We start from the raw sequence: 20,111 nt of genomic DNA, 5'->3' as shown, positions 1-20,111 counted from the left end.
CCCTCCCCGCGCGACCCCAAATAGCGTCCAGTAGGGTTTGGTCCGCATAAACATCCAAACCCCTGCCCGACGCAGGGCGGCGACCGACCAGCGAGAAGGCCGCAGCCAACAGCGCGGGCGAGACTCTCGGGAAGGCGCTACGTGAGTCCCAACGGCTCCGACCGCTCGCCGCGGCGCCCGATGCGGCGGAAGCTGCTGCAGGCAATGACTGCGGGCCTGGTCCTGGCGACAGCCACTGGTTGCTCGTACAACTGGGAAGACTTCCCCCGCCTTGGTATGCCCACCCCGGTCACGGAGGAGGCTCCGCGGATCCTCTCCCTCTGGCAGGGCTCGTGGGCGGCCGCGCTCGCCACGGGCGTGCTGGTCTGGGGCCTGATCCTGTGGAGCGTCATCTTCCACCGGCGCAGCCGGACCAAGGTCGAAGTTCCTCCGCAGACCCGGTACAACATGCCCATCGAGGCGCTGTACACGGTGGTCCCGCTCATCATCGTCTCGGTGCTGTTCTACTTCACGGCACGCGACGAGACGAAGCTTCTCAGCCTCAAGCCGAAGCCCGACGTCACGGTCAACGTGGTCGGCTTCCAGTGGAGCTGGGGCTTCAACTACATCGAGGACGTCCCCGGTTCTTCCGGGAACGCCAAGACCGACCCGAACCTGGCCGCCATTCCGGACCGGTTCAAGGCAGACTTCCCGGCGAACGCCGGCGGTGTCTACGACGTCGGCACGCCCGCCACGAAGAACCCGCAGACGGGCAACCCGGGTCCGACCCTCTGGCTCCCCAAGGGTCAGACGGTCCGGTTCATCCTCACTTCGCGGGACGTCATCCACTCCTTCTGGGTGGTGCCGTTCCTCATGAAGCAGGACGTCATCCCGGGCCACACCAACTCCTTCCAGGTGACCCCCAACCGTGAGGGCACCTTCCTGGGCAAGTGCGCCGAGCTGTGCGGCGTCGACCACTCCCGGATGCTCTTCAACGTGAAGGTCGTCTCCCCCGAGCGCTACGAGGCCCACCTCAAGGAGCTCGCGGCGAAGGGACAGACCGGTTACGTCCCGGCCGGCATTGAGCAGACGGGCCACGAGAAGAACCGGGAGACGAACAACCTGTGAGCATCCTCAACGAACCCCAGGGTGCCGCCGCCGAAGACTCGTACGAGAACGAGCTGCCGGTGCGGCGCAAGCAGCCCGGCAGTGTCGTGGTCAAGTGGCTCACCACCACCGACCACAAGACGATCGGCACGCTCTATCTGGTGACGTCGTTCGCGTTCTTCCTGGTCGGCGGCGTCATGGCGCTGCTGATGCGCGCCGAGCTGGCGCGTCCGGGACTGCAGATCATGTCGAACGAGCAGTTCAACCAGGCGTTCACGATGCACGGCACGATCATGCTGCTGATGTTCGCGACGCCGCTCTTCGCCGGTTTCACGAACTGGATCATGCCGCTGCAGATCGGCGCGCCCGACGTGGCGTTCCCGCGGCTGAACATGTTCGCCTACTGGCTGTACCTCTTCGGCTCGACGATCGCGGTCGGCGGTTTCCTCACCCCGCAGGGCGCGGCCGACTTCGGCTGGTTCGCCTACAGCCCGCTGTCGGACGCGGTCCGCTCGCCGGGCATCGGCGCCGACATGTGGATCATGGGTCTGGCCTTCTCCGGTTTCGGCACGATCCTCGGCGCGGTCAACTTCATCACCACGATCATCTGCATGCGCGCTCCCGGCATGACGATGTTCCGTATGCCGATCTTCGTGTGGAACGTCCTGCTCACCGCGGTTCTGGTGCTGCTGGCCTTCCCCGTCCTCGCGGCGGCGCTGTTCGCCCTGGAGGCGGACCGTAAATTCGGTGCGCACGTCTTCGACGCGACAAACGGCGGAGCCTTGCTCTGGCAACACCTCTTCTGGTTCTTCGGCCATCCAGAGGTGTACATCATCGCCCTGCCGTTCTTCGGCATCATCTCCGAAGTCATCCCGGTGTTCTCGCGCAAGCCGATGTTCGGTTACATGGGCCTGATCGGCGCGACCATCGCGATCGCGGGTCTCTCCGTGACCGTGTGGGCGCACCACATGTACGTCACCGGTGGCGTCCTCCTCCCGTTCTTCTCCTTCATGACGTTCCTCATCGCCGTACCGACCGGCGTGAAGTTCTTCAACTGGATCGGAACGATGTGGAAGGGCTCGCTGTCCTTCGAGACACCGATGCTCTGGGCCGTCGGCTTCCTGATCACCTTCACCTTCGGTGGTCTGACCGGCGTCATCCTGGCCTCGCCGCCGATGGACTTCCATGTGTCCGACTCCTACTTCGTGGTGGCGCACTTCCACTACGTCGTCTTCGGCACCGTGGTGTTCGCGATGTTCTCCGGCTTCCACTTCTGGTGGCCGAAGATGACCGGCAAGATGCTCGACGAGCGTCTGGGCAAGGTCACCTTCTGGACGCTGTTCGTGGGCTTCCACGGCACGTTCCTGGTGCAGCACTGGCTGGGTGCCGAGGGCATGCCGCGTCGTTACGCGGACTACCTCGCCGCCGACGGCTTCACCGCGCTGAACACGGTCTCGACGATCAGCTCGTTCCTGCTCGGCCTGTCGATCCTGCCGTTCCTCTACAACGTGTGGAAGACGGCCAAGTACGGCAAGAAGGTCGAGGTCGACGACCCGTGGGGCTACGGCCGTTCGCTCGAATGGGCGACCTCCTGCCCGCCGCCGCGGCACAACTTCCTCACCCTGCCGCGGATCCGCAGTGAATCCCCGGCGTTCGACCTGCACCACCCCGAGATCGCCGCTCTCGAACAGCTCGAGACCGCCGGTCACGGCTCGTCGGCCCTTCCTGGTGGAAAGGAGGCCGGCAAGTGAAGGTCCAAGGCAAGATGTTCATCTGGCTGGCGCTGTTCATCCTCATCATGGGGATCGTCTACGGCGTCTGGTCCAAGGAGCCGGCCGGCACCACGGCCCTCTTCATGGGCTTCGGCCTGAGCATGATGATCGGCTACTACCTGGCCTTCACGGCCCGGCGGGTCGACGCCATGGCGCAGGACGACAAGGAGGCCGACGTCGCGGACGAGGCCGGCGAGGTGGGCTTCTTCAGCCCGCACAGCTGGCAGCCGCTCGCGCTCGGCACCGGTGGCGCGCTCGCCTTCCTGGGCGTCGTCTTCGGCTGGTGGCTGCTGTACTTCTCGGCGCCGCTGATCATGCTCGGCCTGTGGGGCTGGGTCTTCGAGTACTACCACGGTGAGAACCGCACCCAGTAGCACGCGCTGAACGCCCGGGAGCCCGGACACTCCGTCAGGAGAGTCCGGGCTCCCTCGTTTGCCGCGACTTGTGTCCCTCGCTCGGCTCACCCGGCGCGCCGTGCTTGACGGGCGTCCATAGCGTGGACTCATGAATCACTCACCGCGAATCCGCACGGTCGTCAGCTGCACCGCGCTGGTGGTCGCCCTCGGCGCGGGCGCCGCCGCCTGCGGCTCCGACGACCACCCGCTCTCGGCGAAGCCGTACGACGCGGCGGGACAGATCTCGTTCAAGGGCCTCTCCGAGGACAGCAAGAAGCAGACCAAGATCGACCCCGACAAGCCCCTGGAAATCACCTCAGAGAGTGACGAGGGGCGCATCACCGACGTGACCGCCACGGACGCGTCGGGGCGCTATGTCGCGGGCGAACTGGCCGCCGACGGCCGCCGATGGCACAGCACCTCACCGCTGGCCGCGGGCGCCCACTACACGGTGCACGTCAGCACCGAGGACGAGGACGGCGCCCCCGGCCGCAAGGTCATCGGCTTCGACACCAGTACGCCGAAGACGAAGAAGCTGCTGAACGTGGAGTTCGGGCCCAAGACGGGCAGGTACGGCGTCGGCCAGCCGATAACCGCCGAACTCAGCGCCCCCGTCAAGGACAAGGCGGCCCGCACCATAGTCGAACGCGCCCTCAGGGTCGACTCCGTCCCCGCGGTCGACGGCGCCTGGCACTGGGTGGACGACAAGACGCTGCACTACCGCCCCAAGGAGTACTGGCCCGCCCACGCCAGCGTCACGGCCCACAGCAACCTCGCCGGCATCAGGATCGGCGAACGCCTGTGGGGCGGCGACGCCAAGACCGTGAAGATCACCACAGGCGACAGCCTGGTCGCCCTGACCGACGCCGCCACCCACTCCATGACCGTCTACCGCAACGGCCAGGACATCAAGGAGATCCCCGTCACCACGGGCAAGCCCGGCTTCGACACGCGCAACGGCGTCAAGGTCGTGCTCGGGAAGGAGGCCCTCGTACGGATGCGCGGTACCAGCATCGGCATCGCCGAGGGCAGTTCCGACTCCTACGACCTGGAGGTGCGCTACGCGACCCGGGTCACCTGGAGCGGCGAGTACGTCCACGCCGCGCCCTGGTCGACCGGCTCCCAGGGATACGCGAACGTCAGCCACGGCTGCACCGGCATGAGCACCGAGAACGCCGAGTGGTTCTTCAACACGTTCAACGAGGGCGACATAGTCAAGGTCGTCAACTCCGACGGCAAGACGATGGACGCGTTCGGCAACGGTTTCGGCGACTGGAACCTCGACTGGAAGAACTGGCGCGAGGGCAGCGCCCTGGTGGCCGGTTCCCCGGACGCCCCCAGCCCTGCCCAGCGCGCCAGACTGCGCCCTGAGAGCGTGTGAGACCGCGCCCCGCGGCCTGTCCGCCGGTCCTCCGCCGTGGGACGACGTGAGGGATGCGGACAGGCCCTGGCGGGGCGCGGGACGCTCAGGCGCTCTGGAGGTTCCTGCGACGCAGCAGGGAGGCCAGTGAGGCGGCGAACTCCACCGGGTCGACCGGCAGGGTCACCGCGGCGTCGGCGCGGCTCCAGGTGGCCAGCCAGGCGTCCTGCGGGCGCCCGATGAGCACGAGCGCGGGCGGGCAGTTGAAGATCTCGTCCTTGATCTGCCGGCACACCCCCATGCCACCCATCGGAACCGCCTCGCCGTCCAGGACGCAGACGTCGATGCCGCCCTTGTCGAGCTCCCTGATGACGGCGTCCGGTGTCGCGCACTCGACGAACTCGACGAGGGGAGCGTCCGGGGCGGGCCTGCGCCCGGTGGCGAGCCGCACCTGCGCGCGGGTGTTGGAGTCGTCGCTGTAGACCAGCACCGTGGCGGTCGGCTGCATTCTTCCTCCGAGACGTCAGCGTCGTACGGACATCGTGCGGTCGGGCTGATCGTCCCCTGCCCGATGCGCGGATGCTACTCCCTTGAACACCTCGTCAACACCGGTTCGGACACGGCTTCGATGGTCCATCCGGGCTGGACACACCCGGTCAACACCCCGAACGGCACCCCCCGGCGTGAGGGCGGGATAAGCGACCGACATAATGTCGGTCGTGGCGACAGCAACGACAGTAGAAACCGGGCACGCGCACCCGTCGGTCAATCGGCCGAACCTCACCAGCGTCGGAACCATCATCTGGCTGAGTTCCGAGCTGATGTTCTTCGCGGCCCTCTTCGCGATGTACTTCACCCTGCGATCGGTGACCGGGCCGGATCACTGGAAGGAAATGGCCTCGAGCCTGAACCTTCCGTTCTCGGCGACGAACACCACGATCCTGGTGCTCTCCTCCCTGACCTGCCAGCTCGGCGTCTTCGCCGCCGAGCGCGGGGACGTGAAGAAGCTCCGGATGTGGTTCATCGTCACCTTCATCATGGGTGCGATCTTCATCGGCGGTCAGGTCTTCGAGTACACCGAACTGGTCAAGAAGGACGGGCTCTCGCTCTCCTCCGACCCGTACGGCTCGGTGTTCTACCTGACCACCGGCTTCCACGGACTGCATGTGACGGGCGGACTCATCGCCTTCCTGCTGGTCCTCGGTCGCACCTACGCGGCTCGGAGGTTCACTCACGAGCAGGCGACCGCCGCCATCGTCGTGTCCTACTACTGGCACTTCGTCGATGTCGTCTGGATCGGCCTTTTCGCCACGATCTACCTGATCAAGTAATCGGGCCCACCGCCCGAAACATCCAGAAGCACCGACGCAGAAGATCCTGACACCGGGGTAATCCGTGAAAAAGCTCTCCGCACGACGACGCCATCCGCTGGCGGCGGTCGTCGTCCTACTCCTCGCGCTGGCGGCCACCGGGGGGCTGTACGCCGCGTTCGCACCCGCGGGCAAGGCGCAGGCCGATGAAACCGCCCAGTCCCTCGGTATCACCGAGGGCCAGAAGCTGTACTCCGTGGGCTGCGCAAGCTGCCACGGCACCGGCGGTCAGGGCAGCTCCGACGGGCCGAGCCTGGTGGGTGTGGGCGCCGCGGCGGTCGACTTCCAGGTCGGCACCGGCCGTATGCCGGCCCAGCAGCCCGGCGCTCAGATCCCGCGCAAGAAGGTGATCTACACCCAGGCCGAGATCGACCAGCTCGCGGCCTACATCGCCTCGCTCGGCGCCGGCCCCGCGATCCCGACCAAGAACCAGGTCAGCCCCGAGGGCGCGGACATCGCCAAGGGCGGTGAACTCTTCCGTACCAACTGCGCCCAGTGCCACAACTTCACCGGCAAGGGCGGCGCGCTGACGCACGGCAAGTTCGCGCCGAGCCTGGAGGGTGTCGACCCGAAGCACATCTACGAGGCCATGCAGACGGGCCCGCAGAACATGCCGTCCTTCCCCGACACGACGCTGACGGAGAAGAACAAGCAGGACATCATCGCGTACCTCGACGCGGTCAACGGTGACAACACCGAGAGCCCCGGCGGTCTCGAGCTGGGCGGCCTCGGGCCGGTCAGTGAGGGCCTGTTCGGCTGGGTCTTCGGTCTCGGAACCCTGATCGCCGTCGCCGTCTGGGTCGCCGCTCGGACCGCAAAGGCCAAGAAGTCATGAGTAGCCAAGACATTCCAGAAGAGAACGTGCCCGCCGAGCGGGCCTCCGACGACCACGCAGGTCACGGTCACGGTCCGGTAGCCGTCGCGGACGAGCAGAACCCGTTCGCGGACCCGGGGCTCCCGCCCCACGAGCACCGCATCCAGGACATCGACGAGCGGGCCGCCAAGCGGTCCGAGCGTCTGGTCGCCCTGCTGTTCGTGCTGTCGATGGTGGCCACGGTCGGCTTCATCGCCTCCTACGTGGCGATCCCGAACGACAAGTCGATCTTCGTGTTCCCGCTCGGGCACATCAGCGCGCTGAACTTCGCGCTGGGCATGTGCCTCGGCGTGGCGCTGTTCTCGATCGGCGCGGGCGCGGTCCACTGGGCCCGCACCCTGATGTCCGACGTGGAGATCGCCGACGAGCGTCACCCGATCGAGGCGGAGCCCGCGGTCAAGGCCAAGGTCCTGGCCGACTTCAAGGACGGCGCCCGGGAGTCCGCTCTCGGCCGCCGCAAGCTGATCCGCAACACGATGTTCGGCGCGCTGGCCCTGTTCCCGCTCTCCGGCGTCATGCTGCTGCGCGACCTCGGCCCGCTGCCCGGCACGAAGCTGCGCCACACGCTGTGGTCCAAGGGCAAGCTCCTCGTCAACATGAACACCAACGAGCCGCTGCGTCCCTCGGACCTGGCCGTCGGTTCGCTCACCTTCGCCAAGCCCGAGGGCCTGGAGGAGCACGACGAGGACTTCCAGAAGGAGATCGCCAAGGCGGCCCTGATGATCATCCGGCTCCAGCCGGAGGACATCAAGGACAAGCAGGAACTCGAGTGGTCCTACCAGGGCATCGTGGCGTACTCGAAGATCTGCACCCACGTCGGCTGCCCGATCTCCCTGTACGAGCAGCAGACGCACCACGCGCTGTGCCCGTGCCACCAGTCCACCTTCGACCTCTCCGACGGTGCTCGGGTCATCTTCGGCCCGGCCGGTCACGCCCTGCCTCAGCTGCAGATCGGCGTGAACGCTGAGGGCTACCTCGAAGCGCTCAGCGACTTCAAGGAGCCCGTCGGTCCTGCATTCTGGGAGCGCGGATGAGCACTACCACCACCCCCGACTCGCGCTCCTCGCGCGAGAAGGCACCCGCCGGTGAGCGGGTCGCCGACTGGGCCGACGGCCGTCTCGGGATCTACTCCCTGGCCAAGTCCAACATGCGCAAGATCTTCCCCGACCACTGGTCGTTCATGTTGGGTGAGGTCTGCCTCTACAGCTTCATCATCATCATCCTCACGGGTGTGTACCTGACCCTGTTCTTCCACCCGTCGATGAACGAGGTGGAGTACCACGGCAGCTACGTCCCGCTGCAGGGCCAGTTGATGTCCGAGGCGTTCAACTCGACCATGCACATCTCCTTCGATGTGCGCGGTGGTCTGCTGATCCGTCAGATCCACCACTGGGCCGCGCTGATCTTCCTCGCCGGCATGTTCGTGCACATGATGCGCGTGTTCTTCACGGGTGCGTTCCGCAAGCCCCGTGAGATCAACTGGGTCTTCGGATTCCTGCTGTTCGTCCTCGGCATGTTCACCGGCTTCACCGGTTACTCGCTGCCGGACGACCTGCTCTCCGGCACCGGTGTCCGCTTCATGGAGGGCGCGATCCTGTCCGTGCCGATCGTCGGCACGTACCTGTCGTTCTTCCTGTTCGGCGGAGAGTTCCCGGGCGGCGACTTCGTGGCCCGCTTCTACGCGGTGCACGTGCTGCTGCTGCCGGGCATCATGCTCGGCCTGGTCGTCGGCCACCTGATCCTGGTCTTCTACCACAAGCACACGCAGTTCGCGGGTCCCGGCAAGACGAACAACAACGTCGTCGGCATGCCGCTGCTGCCGGTCTACATGGCCAAGGCCGGAGGCTTCTTCTTCCTGGTCTTCGGTGTCATCGCGGCCATCGCGGCGATCGCCTCGATCAACCCGATCTGGGCCCTGGGCCCGTACCGTCCGGACCAGGTGTCCACCGGCGCCCAGCCCGACTGGTACATGGGCTTCTCCGAGGGCCTGATCCGCGTCATGCCGGGCTGGGAGATCAACCTCTGGGGTCACACGCTCGTCCTGGGTGTGTTCATCCCGCTGGTCATCTTCCCGCTGGTCCTGGTCGCGATCGCGGTCTACCCGTTCATCGAGGGCTGGGTCACCGGCGACAAGCGCGAGCACCACATCCTGGACCGTCCGCGCAACGTCCCGACCCGGACCGCGTTCGGCGCCGCCTGGATCAGCTGGTACTTCGTCCTGCTCATCGGTGGCGGCAACGACCTGTGGGCCACGCACTTCCACCTGTCGATCAACTCGATCACCTGGTTCGTCCGGATCGCGTTCTTCGTCGTGCCGGTGCTGACCTTCATCGCCACCAAGCGTGTCTGCCTCGGCCTCCAGCGCCGGGACCGGGACAAGGTGCTGCACGGCCGCGAGTCGGGCATCATCAAGCGCCTGCCGCACGGTGAGTTCATCGAGGTCCACGAGCCGCTCAGCCAGGACGCGCTGCACACGCTCACCGCGCACGAGCAGTACAAGCCGGCCGAGATCGGCCCGACGGTCGACGAGAACGGTGTCGAGCGCAAGGTCTCGGGCACGCAGAAGCTGCGCGCCAAGATGAGCCAGGGCTTCTACGGGGAGGAAGGCCAGATCCCCAAGCCCACCGTCGAGGAGTACAAGGAGATCGCGAGCGGCCACGGCCACCACTGATCCCCGGCAGTTCGCCACGGCTGGAGCCCCGTCCATGACACGGACGGGGCTCTTTGCCGTCCTCCGGGCTGGATAGGGTGGTCTCACCCGGTGGTGCGGGGCGATCCACCCCGCGTCACCCACGAACCGTGTCACCCGTGTCACCCGCGACCGCGTGACCCACGAACCCAGGAGCGACCATGAGCGCTGTGAACCCCGCTGGAGGCGACACCGCGGCGGGCCGTTCCTGGCCCGCGGTACTGAACGGACTGCTCGAAGGCCGCGACCAGAGCGCGGACGACACCGCCTGGGCGATGGACCGCATCATGCGCGGCGAGGCGACCGACGCGCAGATCGCCGGGTTCGTGGTGGCCCTGCGCGCCAAGGGCGAGACCGTCCAGGAGATCGCCGGACTCGTCCGGGCGATGTACGAGCACGCCAATGTGATCGAGGTGCCCGGCCGCACCGTCGACATCGTCGGCACGGGCGGCGACGGCGCGAAGACCGTCAACATCTCGACGATGTCCTCGATCGTGGTGGCCGGCACCGGCGCCAAGGTCGTCAAGCACGGCAACCGGGCCGCGTCCTCCGCGTCCGGCTCCTCGGACGTCCTGGAGAAGCTCGGCGTCAATCTCCAACTGCCGGTGAAGCGGGTCGCCGAGGTGGCCGAGGAGGCCGGGATCACCTTCTGCTTCGCGGTCAAGTTCCACCCGGCGCTGCGTCATGTGGCGGCGGCCCGCGGCCAGTTGGGCATCCGGACCACCTTCAACGTGCTCGGACCGCTGACCAACCCGGCCCGGGTGAAGGCCCAGGCGGTCGGTGTCGCCGATCCCCGGATGGCGCCCATCGTGGCGGGCGTGTTCGCCGAGCGCGGCAACTCCTCGCTCGTCTTCCGCGGCGACGACGGTCTCGACGAGCTGACCACCACCGGGGGCTCGCACGTCTGGGTCGTCCGCGACGGCAAGGTCACCGAGGAGCGCTTCGACCCCCGCGACGTCGGGCTCGACATCGTCCCGGTGGAGGCCCTGCGCGGCGCCGACGCCTCGTACAACGCGGAGGTCGCCCGGCGTCTCCTGGACGGCGAGAGGGGGCCCGTACGGGACGCGGTCCTGCTGAACTCGGCGGCGGCCCTGGTGGCCCTGACGCCGGCCGACGGGCCGCTGGCCGGGCAGCTCCGCGACCAGATGGACAGGGCGGCCGAGGCCATCGACTCAGGCGCCGCCAAGCGCACCCTGGAGCGCTGGGTGGCCGCCAGCAACGCCTGAACACCCGGGATCCCGCGCGGGACGCAGTCCGGATCGTGGACTGCGTCTTGCGCGGGGAAGATCCTCTGGCAAGATGCTGTATCAGGTCATGAGTGACAGCCATCAGGCCCCGGCCGGCTGTCCGGCAACCCTCCGTCCGTGGCGGGGTGCCCCGGGTGAAGACCAGGTCGTAGGCAGCGAGGCCTACGGCAAGCGCGGACCCCTCCCGCTCTCCGGGCGGACCACCAGGGGTCCTGGTCGTTCGAGGGAGCCTTCTGTGAGCAAGCGAATGCGTTAGGGCGCCGAGCCCCGCCTCCGCACACCCTTTTCACCTTTCTCCCGCGCCGAGCGCCGCCCTGAGGCGGCCGGCTCGCGCGGTGATCCCGCCTGCCTCTCACAGGAGCTCGCCATGTCTGTTTCCACCCTTGCCGCCGACCAGACCGTTTGTGCACCCCTGCCCGTTCTGGGCCGGGATGTCACCGTCCCCCTCGTCACCGGCGGCGAGGTGACCTACGCGGCTCTCGACTACGCCGCCAGCGCGCCCGCCCTCCAGCGCGTGTGGGACGACGTCGCCGCATACGCGCCGTACTACGGCAGCGTCCACCGGGGCGCCGGCTACCTCTCGCAGCTCTCCACCGACCTCTTCGAGAACGCCCGCAGGACCGTCGCGGAGTTCCTCGACTGCCGCGACGGCGACCAGGTCGTCTTCACCCGCTCCACCACCGACTCGCTCAACCTGCTCGCCGCGGCCCTCCCGGCCGACTGCCAGGTCTTCGTCTTCGAGACCGAGCACCACGCCTCCCTGCTGCCCTGGCGCGACGCCCGCGTGACCTACCTGAACGCCCCGCGCACCCCCGCCGAGGCCGTCGACACCCTGGAGCGCGCCCTCGCCGCCCGGGACCCCTACGGACCGGCCCTCGTCTGCGTCACCGGCGCCTCGAACGTCACCGGCGAGCTGTGGCCGGTGCGGGAACTGGCCGCCGCCGCGCACGCCCACGGCGCCCGCATCGTCCTCGACGCCGCCCAGCTCGCCCCGCACCACCCGGTGTCCGTCCAGGACCTCGACGTCGACTGGGTCGCCTTCTCCGGGCACAAGCTGTACGCGCCCTTCGGCTCCGGCGTCCTCGCGGGCCGCTCCGACTGGCTGACCGAGGCCGACCCCTACCTCGCGGGCGGCGGCGCCAGCCGCAAGGTCACCCGGCGCGCGGACGGCGGCGTGGACGTCGAGTGGCACGACAGCGCCGCCCGCCACGAGGCCGGCTCGCCGAACGTCATCGGCGCCTACTCGATCGCCTCGGCCTGCAAGGCGCTCACCGACGAGGGCTTCGACAACCTGCTCGCCCGCGAGCGGCACCTGATCCGTACCGTCCGCGAGGGCCTCGCCGAGGTCCCCGAGGTCCGCGTGCTCTCCCTCTTCGGTGACGACGCCCCGCGGGTCGGCGTCATCTCCTTCGTCGTCGAGGGCTGGAACAGCTCGCACTTCGCCGCCGCGCTCTCCGCCGAGTACGGCATCGGGGTGCGCGACGGACTGTTCTGCGCCCACCCGCTCGTGCGCACCCTGCTCGGCAGCGACCCGGAGACCGCGGGGGAGTGCGGAGCCCCCGAGGCGGCCCCCGGCGAGAAGTCCCTCAACGCCATCCGCGTCAGCTTCGGGGCCGGCACCCCCGACGAGCACGTCGAGCGGTTCGTCCGCGCGGTGCGCGAGCTCGTCAGGGACGGCGCGCGCTGGCGGTACCGCACCGAGGACGGCCGCTGCGTCCCGGCGGTCTGACCCCCGCACCGGATCCGCCCGGAGGCGGCGCCGCGTCGGTCAGGAGTCGAGACCGATCGCGAACGCCGCCTCCAGGTCGTGCTGGGAGTACGTACGGAACGCCACGTGCGTGTCCGTCGCCTCGACGCCCGGGATCTTGCTGATCCGGCCGGGGATGACGTCCGCCAGGTCGTCGTGGGCGTGGACCCGGACCATGGCGATCAGGTCGTAGGTGCCGGTGACCGAGAAGACCTCGCTGACGCTCTCCAGCGACGCGATCGACTCGGCGATCTCGGGGATGCGGTCCACGCTGGTCTTGATGAGGACGATCGCGGTGATCACGGCTGGTTCTCTCCCTAGGGGGCCGCTGCTGGGGATCTCACCCTACTCGCGGTCCACCGGACCCGGCCGCTCCACCGGGGGCCCCGGCAGGACCCCCCGGGCGGGCACGACGGCCGGGCGCCGCCGGAAGCGCGCCCAGGCGTAGACGAAACCCAGGGAGAAGCCCACGAGGTGGGCCAGGTAGGCGACCCCGGGACCACCCGAACCGCTGCGCCCGGCCGCCAGCCACTGGAGGCTGAACCAGAACGGCAGCACCACCCAGGCCGGGAACCGCAGCGGCAGGAAGAACAGGAACGGGAAGAGACTGGTCACCCGGGCCTTGGGGAACAGGTAGAGGAACGCGCCGAGCACCGCGGAGATCGCCCCGGAGGCCCCGACCAGGGACTGCTGCGAGGTCGCGTTGGCCGCGGCGTACCCGAGCAGGGCCAGGTATCCGCAGCCCAGGTAGAACAGGGCGAACTCCAGATGGCCCATGCGCTCCTCGGTCATCAGCCCGAACACGTAGAAGAAGAGCATGTTGCCCAGGAGATGGAGCCAGCTTCCGTGGACGAACAGGGCGGTCGCGGGGGTGAGCGCCTCGCCCGGGGCCCCGTCGAACAGGGCGGCCGGCACCACGCCCCAGCGGCGGAAGTACGCCCGCTGCGCGACCAGCAGCTCGTCCCCCGTGCCGTACGCGGGATCGAGCCCCGAGGCGGGGCCGATCACGAAGATCAGACAGCACAGGACGATCAGTCCGTACGTCACCGGCGCGGACCGGCCCCGCAGCGCCCTGCCGACCGTCGCACTCCAATTGCCGATCATGGTGCAGAGCATGACGTAACCACGCCGATGCACACAGACCGCCTCGCCGCCGTGGACACCCGAGCGTCGAGTACCCGCCAGGCCGTAGGGTTACGAGCCAAAGCCCCGGGAAACCGGCGCCGGACGGACACTAGAAGGAAAGCGACTGCCCTATGACGGTTCCCCTGCCCGATGCCAAGACCCGCTGGCGCTGCACCCTCTGCGGCAACCTCACGCGTTTCGACGTGACCCGCTCGTCGAAGGTCGTCGAGTATGTGCACCTGGACCTCGCCGGTGAGCCGAAGGTCGAGGAGCGCGAGGTGGTCAGTGAGACCATCGAGTCGGTGCGGTGCCGTTGGTGCAACGCGGTGGATCAGGTCGAACTCGTGGACAGGCCGGGCGCCGGCTCCTGACGGAGCGGGCCCCGCACGGATATTGGGGTGAATCGGATGGTGGAGACCACAGGCGGGGAGCCGGACGACGGCACCGCCGAGGTGCTCGACCGTCCGCTGCCCGACGGCGTGCGCCGACGGGTCGTGCAGATCGTCTCCGACGGCTTCGGCGGGCTGACGGTGTCCGAACTGCCCGTGCAGTTGAGACAGTACGCCCGGTTCGCACCCAATCGTCGCGTCAAGTTCGCCGGCAACGCGATGGCGGCGGCGCTGGAGACCGACCCGCTGTTCAGACAGCGCATCGCCGAGAAGCTCAGAGAGACCCAGTCCGAGCTCGTCGGCGCGCTCGACTCGGGCGCGCCGCCCCCGGCCGCGGATCCGCTGGACGTGGCGGCCGCGGCCTACGTCGTGCGCCCGACCGGCTGGGTGAAGCTCGTGACCGCCGCGGGCGAGGAGGCCCTGCGCGCCGACGCCGAGCGCGCCGGCGAGGAGAGCCGCGCCGAACTGGACCGGCTGCGCGCGGAACTCGCGGAGGCCCGCGGGCAGACCCGCGCCGAGACCGAACGGCTGCGTACGGAACTGGAGTCGGCCCGCAAGGAAGCGGAATCGCTTCACCGCAAGCTGCGCGGGGCCCTCAGCGACGTCAAGCGCGGTGAGGCGGCCCTGCGCAAGCTGCAGGCGGAGACGGACGGCGCGAAGGCGGAGAGCCAGGCGCAGGTGTCCGCGGCCGAGAGCGAGACGCGGCGCCTCAAGGCACGGCTCTCCGAGGCCGAGGCGGCCCTGGAGGCCACCCGCAAGGCGGCCCGCGAGGGGCGCAGCGTCGAGGACATGCGGGTGCGGCTGCTGCTCGACACGGTTCTGGAGGCGGCCCAGGGGCTGCGCCGGGAACTGGCGCTGCCTCCCGTGTCCGTGCGGCCCGCGGAGACGGTCGAGGCGGTCGAGCCGGGGCGGATGACCCCGAAGGACATCGCCGCCCGCGCGCTGTCCGAGAACGACCCCGCGATCCTGGACCAGTTGCTCGCGCTGCCTCAGGCGCACCTGGTCGTCGACGGCTACAACGTCACCAAGACCGGCTATCCCCAGATGCCGCTGGAGAAGCAGCGGCTGCGGCTGCTCGGGCAGCTCTCGCAGCTCGCCGCGCAGACCGGCGCCGAGGTCACCTGTGTCTTCGACGGGGCCGAACTGGCCGCGCCGGTGCTGCTCGCGCCCCCACGCGGGGTGCGGGTGCTCTTCTCCAAGCCCGGCGTCACGGCGGACGAGCTGATCCGTCAGCTCGTGCGGGCCGAGCCGCCCGGCCGCCCGGTCATCGTCGTCTCGACCGACCGTGAGGTGGCCGACGGGATCGCCAAGGCGGGCGCCCGGCCGGTGGCGTCCGCGGTACTCCTCAAGCGCTTCTCGCGCGGCTGACCCTGCGCTTCTCGCGCGCCTGAGCGTTCTTTCCTTCTTTCGCCCCTTTCGCTCCGCTTTGGGGGTGAATTCGGGGTGGATGCTGTCTGGTTCCGCGCGGTCGGCGATCGGTTCCCTAAGTCGCGCGAGTCCCCTACGTCCCATGCGTAACGTCTAGGACTGATGCCCGAATTCGTCGGACATTCACACGACGTAGTGTCAAGCGGACATCACTGCAGGTGAGTTGATGGCAAAGAATGCTCTCCGTGACAAAGAATTTTCAGGTTTGGATTTGAACTGATCACAAGTAGGTCACTAGGGTCGTGCCTCGAACCTCCAACTAGGGTGATCACTCATGGGGAGTGACGGTGGAGGGGCACCGCCCGTCGGCGTTTTCGGCAGGCGGCTGGAGGAAGAAGGAGCTCGCCTTCGTGGCGTCCCACCGTCGACCCAAGCAGCCGAGCCGCACCCGTGTGACCGTGCTCACCACCGCCGCCGCTGCCGCTGTTGTCCTCAGCGCCAACGCCGCCAACGCGGCGCCGTCCGAGAAGCCCAACAAGGACGAGGTCAAGACCAAGGTCGACAAGCTCTACGAAGAGGCCGAGCAGGCCACGGAGAAGCTCGACGGCGCCAAGGAGAAGCAGCAGAAGCTGCAGAAGCAGATCAGCGCTCTCCAGGACAACGTCGCCCGTGGCCAGGAAGAGCTCAACGAGCTGCGTGACGGTCTCGGTTCGATGGCCAGCGCCCAGTACCGCACCGGCGGCATCGACCCCTCCGTGGCCCTCTTCCTCTCCTCCGACCCGGACGACTTCCTGGACAAGGCCTCGGCCATGGACCAGTTGAGCGCCCAGCAGGTCGAGTCGCTCAAGAAGGTCCAGGAGAAGCAGCGTTCGCTCGCCCAGCAGCGTGCCGAGGCCTCCGCGAAGCTCAAGGACCTCGCCGACACCCGGGCCGAGCTCGCCAAGAAGAAGAAGGAAGTCCAGAGCAAGCTGGGCTCCGCGCAGAAGCTCCTCAACACGCTGACCGCCCAGGAGAAGGCCGCGCTGGCCACCCAGGAGCAGGAGCGGGCCACCCGCGCCAGCCAGCGCGTCGACCTCGGCAACAGCAAGGGCTCGGGCCGTGCCGGCGCCGCCTTCGCCGCCGCCCAGAGCGTGATCGGCTCCCCGTACGTCTACGGCGCCTCCGGCCCCAGCTCGTTCGACTGCTCGGGCCTCACCTCCTGGGCCTACGCCCAGGCCGGCGTGACGATACCCCGCACCTCGGAGGCCCAGGCCAACGCGGGCACCCGCATCTACTCGCAGAGCGATCTCCAGGTCGGCGACCTGGTCATCTTCTACGGCGACCAGCACCACGTCGGCCTCTACGCGGGCAACGGCCAGGTGCTGCACGCCCCGCACACCGGCGCGGTCGTCCGCTACGAGGCGATCGGCAACATGCCCTTCCAGTTCGGCGTCCGGATCTGATCCGGACGGGCGGTCCCGCACGCGGTGCGGGCCGCCCCGAGCGCTCTCCCGCCACACCGCCCAAACGGGCGAATTGCGACAACTCGCGCTGACCCCACGCCCCGTCGGTGACCTGCGTCTCCGGCGGGGCGTCACTGTGCGTGCCCGCGAGGGTCTTTGGCCGACGTGTGGTCGCGCGGTTACTGTCTGCCGCGATCCCCCGACGGCGGGGGACCGTCAGCGGAAGGGAGTGCGGTCACCCGTGGGGTTCCATCGCCGCCTTGCACCGACCGGCTTCCACCGGGGCGCCGGCGCCTTCGGTGCCGCCGCCTGCGTGATGTCCGCGGCGGCCGCCGCGCTCGGCACCCTGCCCGCCTCGGCGGCGCCGCACGACGAGACCCGGGCCGAGGTGGACCGCCTCTACGCCCAGGCGGAGAAGGCCACCGAGGCGTACAACAAGGCCGACGAGCGCGGCGACGCGCTGCGCGAGCAGATCGGCACGGCGCAGGACCAGATCGCCCGGCAGCAGGACCGCGTCAACACCATGCGCGACGCGCTGGGTTCGCTCGCCGGGGCGCAGTACCGCTCGGGCGGCATCGACCCGTCCCTCGCGCTGCTCTTCTCCGCCGACCCGGACGACTATCTCGACCAGGCCTCCGCCCTCGACCGGATCGGCACCCGCCAGGCCGGCGAACTCAAGAACCTCCAGCTCGCGTTGCGCGACCTCGCCCAGGAACGCCGCGAGGCCGACGGGAAACTGGCCGAGCTGGAACGCAGCCGCAAGGCCGTCGCCCGGAACAAGCGGGTCATCGAGGGCAAACTGGCCAAGGCGCGGCACCTGCTCAACTCGCTCCCCTACGCGGACCGCGCCGCCTACGACCGGGCGTCGCGCGCGACCCGCGGCGACCTGCCGGGACTCGGCGGCTCCGTCGCCTCCTCGTCGCGCGCGGCCATCGCTGTCGCGGCGGCCCGCTCGGCGCTCGGCCGGCCCTACGTGTGGGGCGCCAACGGGCCCGGCGGCTTCGACTGTTCGGGCCTCATGCAGTGGTCCTACGCGCACGCCGGGGTCGGCCTGCCGCGCACCTCGCAGGCCCAGCGGTTCGCCGGACGGCAGATCCCGCTCTCCCAGGCGCGGCCCGGTGACCTGGTGACCTACCGGTCCGACGCCAGCCATGTCGGCATGTACGTGGGCAACGGCCAGGTGATCCACGCGCCCTACCCGGGCGCACCGGTGCGCTACGACCCGGTCGGGATGATGCCGATCTCGTCCGTCACGCGCGTCTGACGGGGGCGCCGTCCCGGCTCCGTACGGGCCCGGCGGGCGGTCCGGCGGGCGGCCGCGGGCACCGTACGATCGGGAGAATGGCCGGTCGAAGGTGTGGTGCGTCGCGAGCGTGGCTCTCCGTCGTGCTGCTGCTCGCCGGGCTCGTCGGCTGCGGCGGCCGGGCCGCGCCGGACACCGCGGCGGCGGATGTGCAGCGGGTCCTGGACCGGCGGGCGGCCGCGGTCCTGGACCGGGACGACGCGGCGTTCCGTGCCACCGGCACGGCGGCCGGGGCCGGACAGGGGCTCGCGAGCCTGCGTGAGGTGCCGCTCTCGGCCTGGTCCTACCGGCTGGCCGACCTGAACCGCTCCGGCGACCGTGCCACCGCCCGTGCCGAACTGCGCTACGGCATCGACGGCTACGACACCGCGCCGGTCAAGGTGGACCGCGCGCTCGGGCTCACCCGAACCGGCGGAACCTGGCGCGTCACCTCCGACGAGCCGGCCGGCAAGGGCGGCGACCAGTTGTGGGACGAGGGGACCGTGACGGCCGTACGGGGCCGGCACAGCCTCGTCCTGGGGGTCGGGCAGTCCGACGGGCGGCTGCGGGCCTTCGCGGGCCTCGCGGACCGTGCCGTGCCGGCCGTCTCGGACGCCTGGGGCGCGGACTGGTCCCGGCACGTCGTCGTCCTCGTACCGAAGTCGCTGGAGGGGATGGCGGGGCTGCTCGGGGCCCCGGCGTCCGGGTACCGGGGGATCGCGGCGGTCACCACCGGTGAGGCGGGCGGCTCGGCGAAGGCGCCCGCGGACCGGATCATCGTCAACCCGGACGCGTACGGCGTCCTCGGTGACCTCGGCAAGCAGGTCGTGCTCACCCACGAGACCACGCACGTCGCCACCCGCGCGCACACCACGGCCGCCACCCCGCTGTGGCTGTCCGAGGGGTACGCGGACTGGGCCGGCTATCGCGGCAGCGGGCGGACGGCGGGCCAGGTCGCTCCGGAACTGCAGCGCGCGGTGGCCGAGGGGGACGTCCCGGCCGCGCTGCCCGGGGACGGGGACTTCGGGTTCAGCGGGGACGCGGGCCGGCTGGCGCGGGCGTACGAGGGCGGCTGGATGGCCTGCCGGCTGATCGCGGACCGGTGGGGCGAGGTCCGGCTGAACGACTTCTACCGTGCGGTGGGCGACCACGGGAAGCGGGCGGGGGCGGTCGATGCCGCGCTGCGGGAGGTGCTGCACACGACACCGGAGTCGTTCACCGCGCTGTGGCGCCAGTACCTCAGGGACCAACTGAGCTGAGATGCCGGGCGCCGTTTCGCCCGGCGCCCTGGCGCCAGGGATCCGGCCCGCCCGAGCCCTGGAGGCCGACTCGGCCGACCCTCAGGCCTGTTCACCGACCCTGTCCACCTGGTCACCGACCTTCAGGCCTGCTCATCGACCCTGTTCACCGATCCTCAGGCCTGTTCGCCCTCCAGCCGGCTGATGGCCTCCGCGAGCCAGGTCCGTTCCGCCTCGCCGGTCGCCCGCGCCACCCGCAGCATTCCCTGCCGGAACAGGTCGCCCGCCTCCTCCGCGCGCACGGGCCGCTCGCCCTCGTAGAAGAAGCTCGTCGGGGCCAGGAGGAATTCCTGGCGGCGGCGCAGCACCGCGGCCTGCTCGCGGGGGTCGCCGAGGTGGCGCAGGAACGCGAGCAGGGTGTTGAAGCGGACCTGGTCGGTGATCTCGGCCTGCTTGGGGTGGCGCAGCCGTTCCATGAGGTCCGCGCGCCCCTTCTCGGTGAGCGACAGGATGCGCCGCGGGGCCGCGCCGCTGCCGGGCTCGGTGTGCTGGTCGAGCAGGCCGCCGTCGACCAGGCGGGTGATCGCCGGGTAGAGGGCGCCGTCGCTGACCGGCCGGACGTGTCCGGTCAGCGCCTTGATGCGCTCCTTCAGCTCGTAGCCGTGCAGCGGCTCCTCGTACAGGAAGCCCAGGATCGACAGCTCCAGCATCCGGCCGGCCCTTCCTT

19 protein-coding genes and 1 riboswitch are annotated in these 20,111 nt (G+C 69.5%); of the genes, 15 read left to right on the top strand and 4 right to left on the bottom strand.

Annotated features, from left to right (window positions below):
• The first annotated feature begins 141 nt into the window (after positions 1 to 141).
• The 4 genes from coxB (at position 142) to ACFRIC_RS07805 (ending at position 4,634) form a co-directional block, all read left to right on the top strand.
• Positions 142 to 1,107 carry a cytochrome c oxidase subunit II gene (coxB, locus tag ACFRIC_RS07820; RefSeq protein ID WP_382781091.1) on the top strand — a complete coding sequence of 322 codons (966 nt, stop codon included), beginning with the start codon at positions 142 to 144 and terminating at the stop codon, positions 1,105 to 1,107.
• Positions 1,104 to 2,837: a cytochrome c oxidase subunit I gene (gene ctaD, locus ACFRIC_RS07815; protein WP_382781088.1), complete on the top strand. Its 1,734-nt coding sequence runs from the start codon at positions 1,104 to 1,106 to the stop codon at positions 2,835 to 2,837. The genes coxB and ctaD overlap by 4 nt, the downstream gene beginning before the upstream one ends.
• A complete protein-coding gene (locus ACFRIC_RS07810; RefSeq protein WP_355765877.1) occupies positions 2,834 to 3,232 on the top strand; it encodes a cytochrome c oxidase subunit 4 in 399 nt (132 codons plus the stop codon). The genes ctaD and ACFRIC_RS07810 overlap by 4 nt, the downstream gene beginning before the upstream one ends.
• A 130-nt stretch (positions 3,233 to 3,362) precedes the next feature.
• Entirely contained in the window at positions 3,363 to 4,634 is a 1,272-nt protein-coding gene (locus ACFRIC_RS07805) for an Ig-like domain-containing protein (protein ID WP_382781084.1), read from the top strand.
• Positions 4,635 to 4,719: 85 nt separating this feature from the next.
• Here the strand turns inward: ACFRIC_RS07805 and ACFRIC_RS07800 are convergent, their stop codons facing one another.
• Positions 4,720 to 5,121: a hypothetical protein gene (locus ACFRIC_RS07800; protein WP_382781082.1), complete on the bottom strand. Its 402-nt coding sequence runs from the start codon at positions 5,119 to 5,121 to the stop codon at positions 4,720 to 4,722.
• 202 nt (positions 5,122 to 5,323) lie between these two features.
• Here ACFRIC_RS07800 and ACFRIC_RS07795 point away from each other — a divergent pair, with 202 nt between their 5' ends.
• From ACFRIC_RS07795 to ACFRIC_RS07770, 6 genes are all read left to right on the top strand, one after another.
• The gene (locus tag ACFRIC_RS07795) at positions 5,324 to 5,944 is read left to right on the top strand and encodes a heme-copper oxidase subunit III (RefSeq protein WP_328453310.1); all 621 of its coding nucleotides are present in this window, start codon (positions 5,324 to 5,326) and stop codon (positions 5,942 to 5,944) included.
• Between the two features lie 64 nt (positions 5,945 to 6,008).
• Positions 6,009 to 6,818 (top strand): c-type cytochrome, encoded by an 810-nt coding sequence (locus tag ACFRIC_RS07790; protein ID WP_355765867.1) that lies wholly within the window; start codon positions 6,009 to 6,011, stop codon positions 6,816 to 6,818.
• The gene (locus tag ACFRIC_RS07785) at positions 6,815 to 7,891 is read left to right on the top strand and encodes a Rieske 2Fe-2S domain-containing protein (RefSeq protein ID WP_382781078.1); all 1,077 of its coding nucleotides are present in this window, start codon (positions 6,815 to 6,817) and stop codon (positions 7,889 to 7,891) included. The genes ACFRIC_RS07790 and ACFRIC_RS07785 overlap by 4 nt, the downstream gene beginning before the upstream one ends.
• Positions 7,888 to 9,528: a cytochrome bc complex cytochrome b subunit gene (locus ACFRIC_RS07780; protein WP_382781075.1), complete on the top strand. Its 1,641-nt coding sequence runs from the start codon at positions 7,888 to 7,890 to the stop codon at positions 9,526 to 9,528. Before ACFRIC_RS07785 ends, ACFRIC_RS07780 begins: the two co-directional genes overlap by 4 nt.
• 179 nt (positions 9,529 to 9,707) lie before the next feature.
• Positions 9,708 to 10,772, top strand: coding sequence for an anthranilate phosphoribosyltransferase (gene trpD, locus ACFRIC_RS07775; RefSeq protein ID WP_382781073.1), 1,065 nt, complete (start codon positions 9,708 to 9,710; stop codon positions 10,770 to 10,772).
• 84 nt (positions 10,773 to 10,856) lie between these two features.
• A riboswitch (SAM riboswitch) is annotated at positions 10,857 to 10,973 on the top strand.
• 187 nt (positions 10,974 to 11,160) lie between these two features.
• Entirely contained in the window at positions 11,161 to 12,522 is a 1,362-nt protein-coding gene (locus tag ACFRIC_RS07770) for an aminotransferase class V-fold PLP-dependent enzyme (protein WP_382781070.1), read from the top strand.
• A 39-nt stretch (positions 12,523 to 12,561) separates the two neighbouring features.
• Here ACFRIC_RS07770 and ACFRIC_RS07765 read toward each other — a convergent pair whose 3' ends face one another.
• Complete coding sequence (locus tag ACFRIC_RS07765) at positions 12,562 to 12,843, bottom strand: Lrp/AsnC ligand binding domain-containing protein (protein WP_339128929.1); 282 nt, start codon at positions 12,841 to 12,843, stop codon at positions 12,562 to 12,564.
• Between the two features lie 42 nt (positions 12,844 to 12,885).
• Positions 12,886 to 13,644: a rhomboid family intramembrane serine protease gene (locus tag ACFRIC_RS07760; RefSeq protein WP_382781066.1), complete on the bottom strand. Its 759-nt coding sequence runs from the start codon at positions 13,642 to 13,644 to the stop codon at positions 12,886 to 12,888.
• A 152-nt stretch (positions 13,645 to 13,796) separates the two neighbouring features.
• On the opposite strand from ACFRIC_RS07760, the gene ACFRIC_RS07755 reads away from it, so the two are divergent.
• From ACFRIC_RS07755 to ACFRIC_RS07735, 5 genes are all read left to right on the top strand, one after another.
• Complete coding sequence (locus tag ACFRIC_RS07755) at positions 13,797 to 14,036, top strand: hypothetical protein (protein WP_037624014.1); 240 nt, start codon at positions 13,797 to 13,799, stop codon at positions 14,034 to 14,036.
• 36 nt (positions 14,037 to 14,072) lie between these two features.
• On the top strand, positions 14,073 to 15,422 hold the full coding sequence (locus ACFRIC_RS07750; RefSeq protein WP_382781063.1) for an NYN domain-containing protein: 1,350 nt from the start codon (positions 14,073 to 14,075) through the stop codon (positions 15,420 to 15,422).
• Positions 15,423 to 15,832: 410 nt separating this feature from the next.
• Positions 15,833 to 16,864: an NlpC/P60 family protein gene (locus ACFRIC_RS07745; RefSeq protein ID WP_382781060.1), complete on the top strand. Its 1,032-nt coding sequence runs from the start codon at positions 15,833 to 15,835 to the stop codon at positions 16,862 to 16,864.
• A gap of 241 nt (positions 16,865 to 17,105) precedes the next feature.
• Positions 17,106 to 18,128: an NlpC/P60 family protein gene (locus ACFRIC_RS07740; protein WP_382781057.1), complete on the top strand. Its 1,023-nt coding sequence runs from the start codon at positions 17,106 to 17,108 to the stop codon at positions 18,126 to 18,128.
• A gap of 77 nt (positions 18,129 to 18,205) precedes the next feature.
• Entirely contained in the window at positions 18,206 to 19,405 is a 1,200-nt protein-coding gene (locus tag ACFRIC_RS07735) for a hypothetical protein (RefSeq protein ID WP_382781054.1), read from the top strand.
• Between the two features lie 155 nt (positions 19,406 to 19,560).
• Here the strand turns inward: ACFRIC_RS07735 and ACFRIC_RS07730 are convergent, their stop codons facing one another.
• Positions 19,561 to 20,094, bottom strand: coding sequence for a PadR family transcriptional regulator (locus ACFRIC_RS07730; protein ID WP_382781052.1), 534 nt, complete (start codon positions 20,092 to 20,094; stop codon positions 19,561 to 19,563).
• Positions 20,095 to 20,111 lie beyond the last annotated feature (17 nt).

It is taken from the genome of Streptomyces sp. NPDC056738 (assembly GCF_042790435.1).
Taxonomy (GTDB): Bacteria; Actinomycetota; Actinomycetes; order Streptomycetales; family Streptomycetaceae; genus Streptomyces.
This window is presented reverse-complemented; position numbering and strand designations above follow the sequence as displayed.

Bases quoted from the DNA above. Each gene is read 5' to 3' on its own strand.
- ACFRIC_RS07805 (WP_382781084.1), top strand. From the start codon at position 3,363: ATGAATCACTCACCGCGAATCCGCACGGTCGTCAGCTGCACCGCGCTG.
- ACFRIC_RS07800 (WP_382781082.1), bottom strand. From the start codon at position 5,121: ATGCAGCCGACCGCCACGGTGCTGGTCTACAGCGACGACTCCAACACC.
- ACFRIC_RS07795 (WP_328453310.1), top strand. From the start codon at position 5,324: ATGTCGGTCGTGGCGACAGCAACGACAGTAGAAACCGGGCACGCGCAC.
- ACFRIC_RS07785 (WP_382781078.1), top strand. From the start codon at position 6,815: ATGAGTAGCCAAGACATTCCAGAAGAGAACGTGCCCGCCGAGCGGGCC.
- ACFRIC_RS07780 (WP_382781075.1), top strand. From the start codon at position 7,888: ATGAGCACTACCACCACCCCCGACTCGCGCTCCTCGCGCGAGAAGGCA.
- trpD (WP_382781073.1), top strand. From the start codon at position 9,708: ATGAGCGCTGTGAACCCCGCTGGAGGCGACACCGCGGCGGGCCGTTCC.
- ACFRIC_RS07770 (WP_382781070.1), top strand. From the start codon at position 11,161: ATGTCTGTTTCCACCCTTGCCGCCGACCAGACCGTTTGTGCACCCCTG.
- ACFRIC_RS07760 (WP_382781066.1), bottom strand. From the start codon at position 13,644: ATGATCGGCAATTGGAGTGCGACGGTCGGCAGGGCGCTGCGGGGCCGG.
- ACFRIC_RS07755 (WP_037624014.1), top strand. From the start codon at position 13,797: ATGACGGTTCCCCTGCCCGATGCCAAGACCCGCTGGCGCTGCACCCTC.
- ACFRIC_RS07750 (WP_382781063.1), top strand. From the start codon at position 14,073: ATGGTGGAGACCACAGGCGGGGAGCCGGACGACGGCACCGCCGAGGTG.
- ACFRIC_RS07735 (WP_382781054.1), top strand. From the start codon at position 18,206: ATGGCCGGTCGAAGGTGTGGTGCGTCGCGAGCGTGGCTCTCCGTCGTG.
- ACFRIC_RS07730 (WP_382781052.1), bottom strand. From the start codon at position 20,094: ATGCTGGAGCTGTCGATCCTGGGCTTCCTGTACGAGGAGCCGCTGCAC.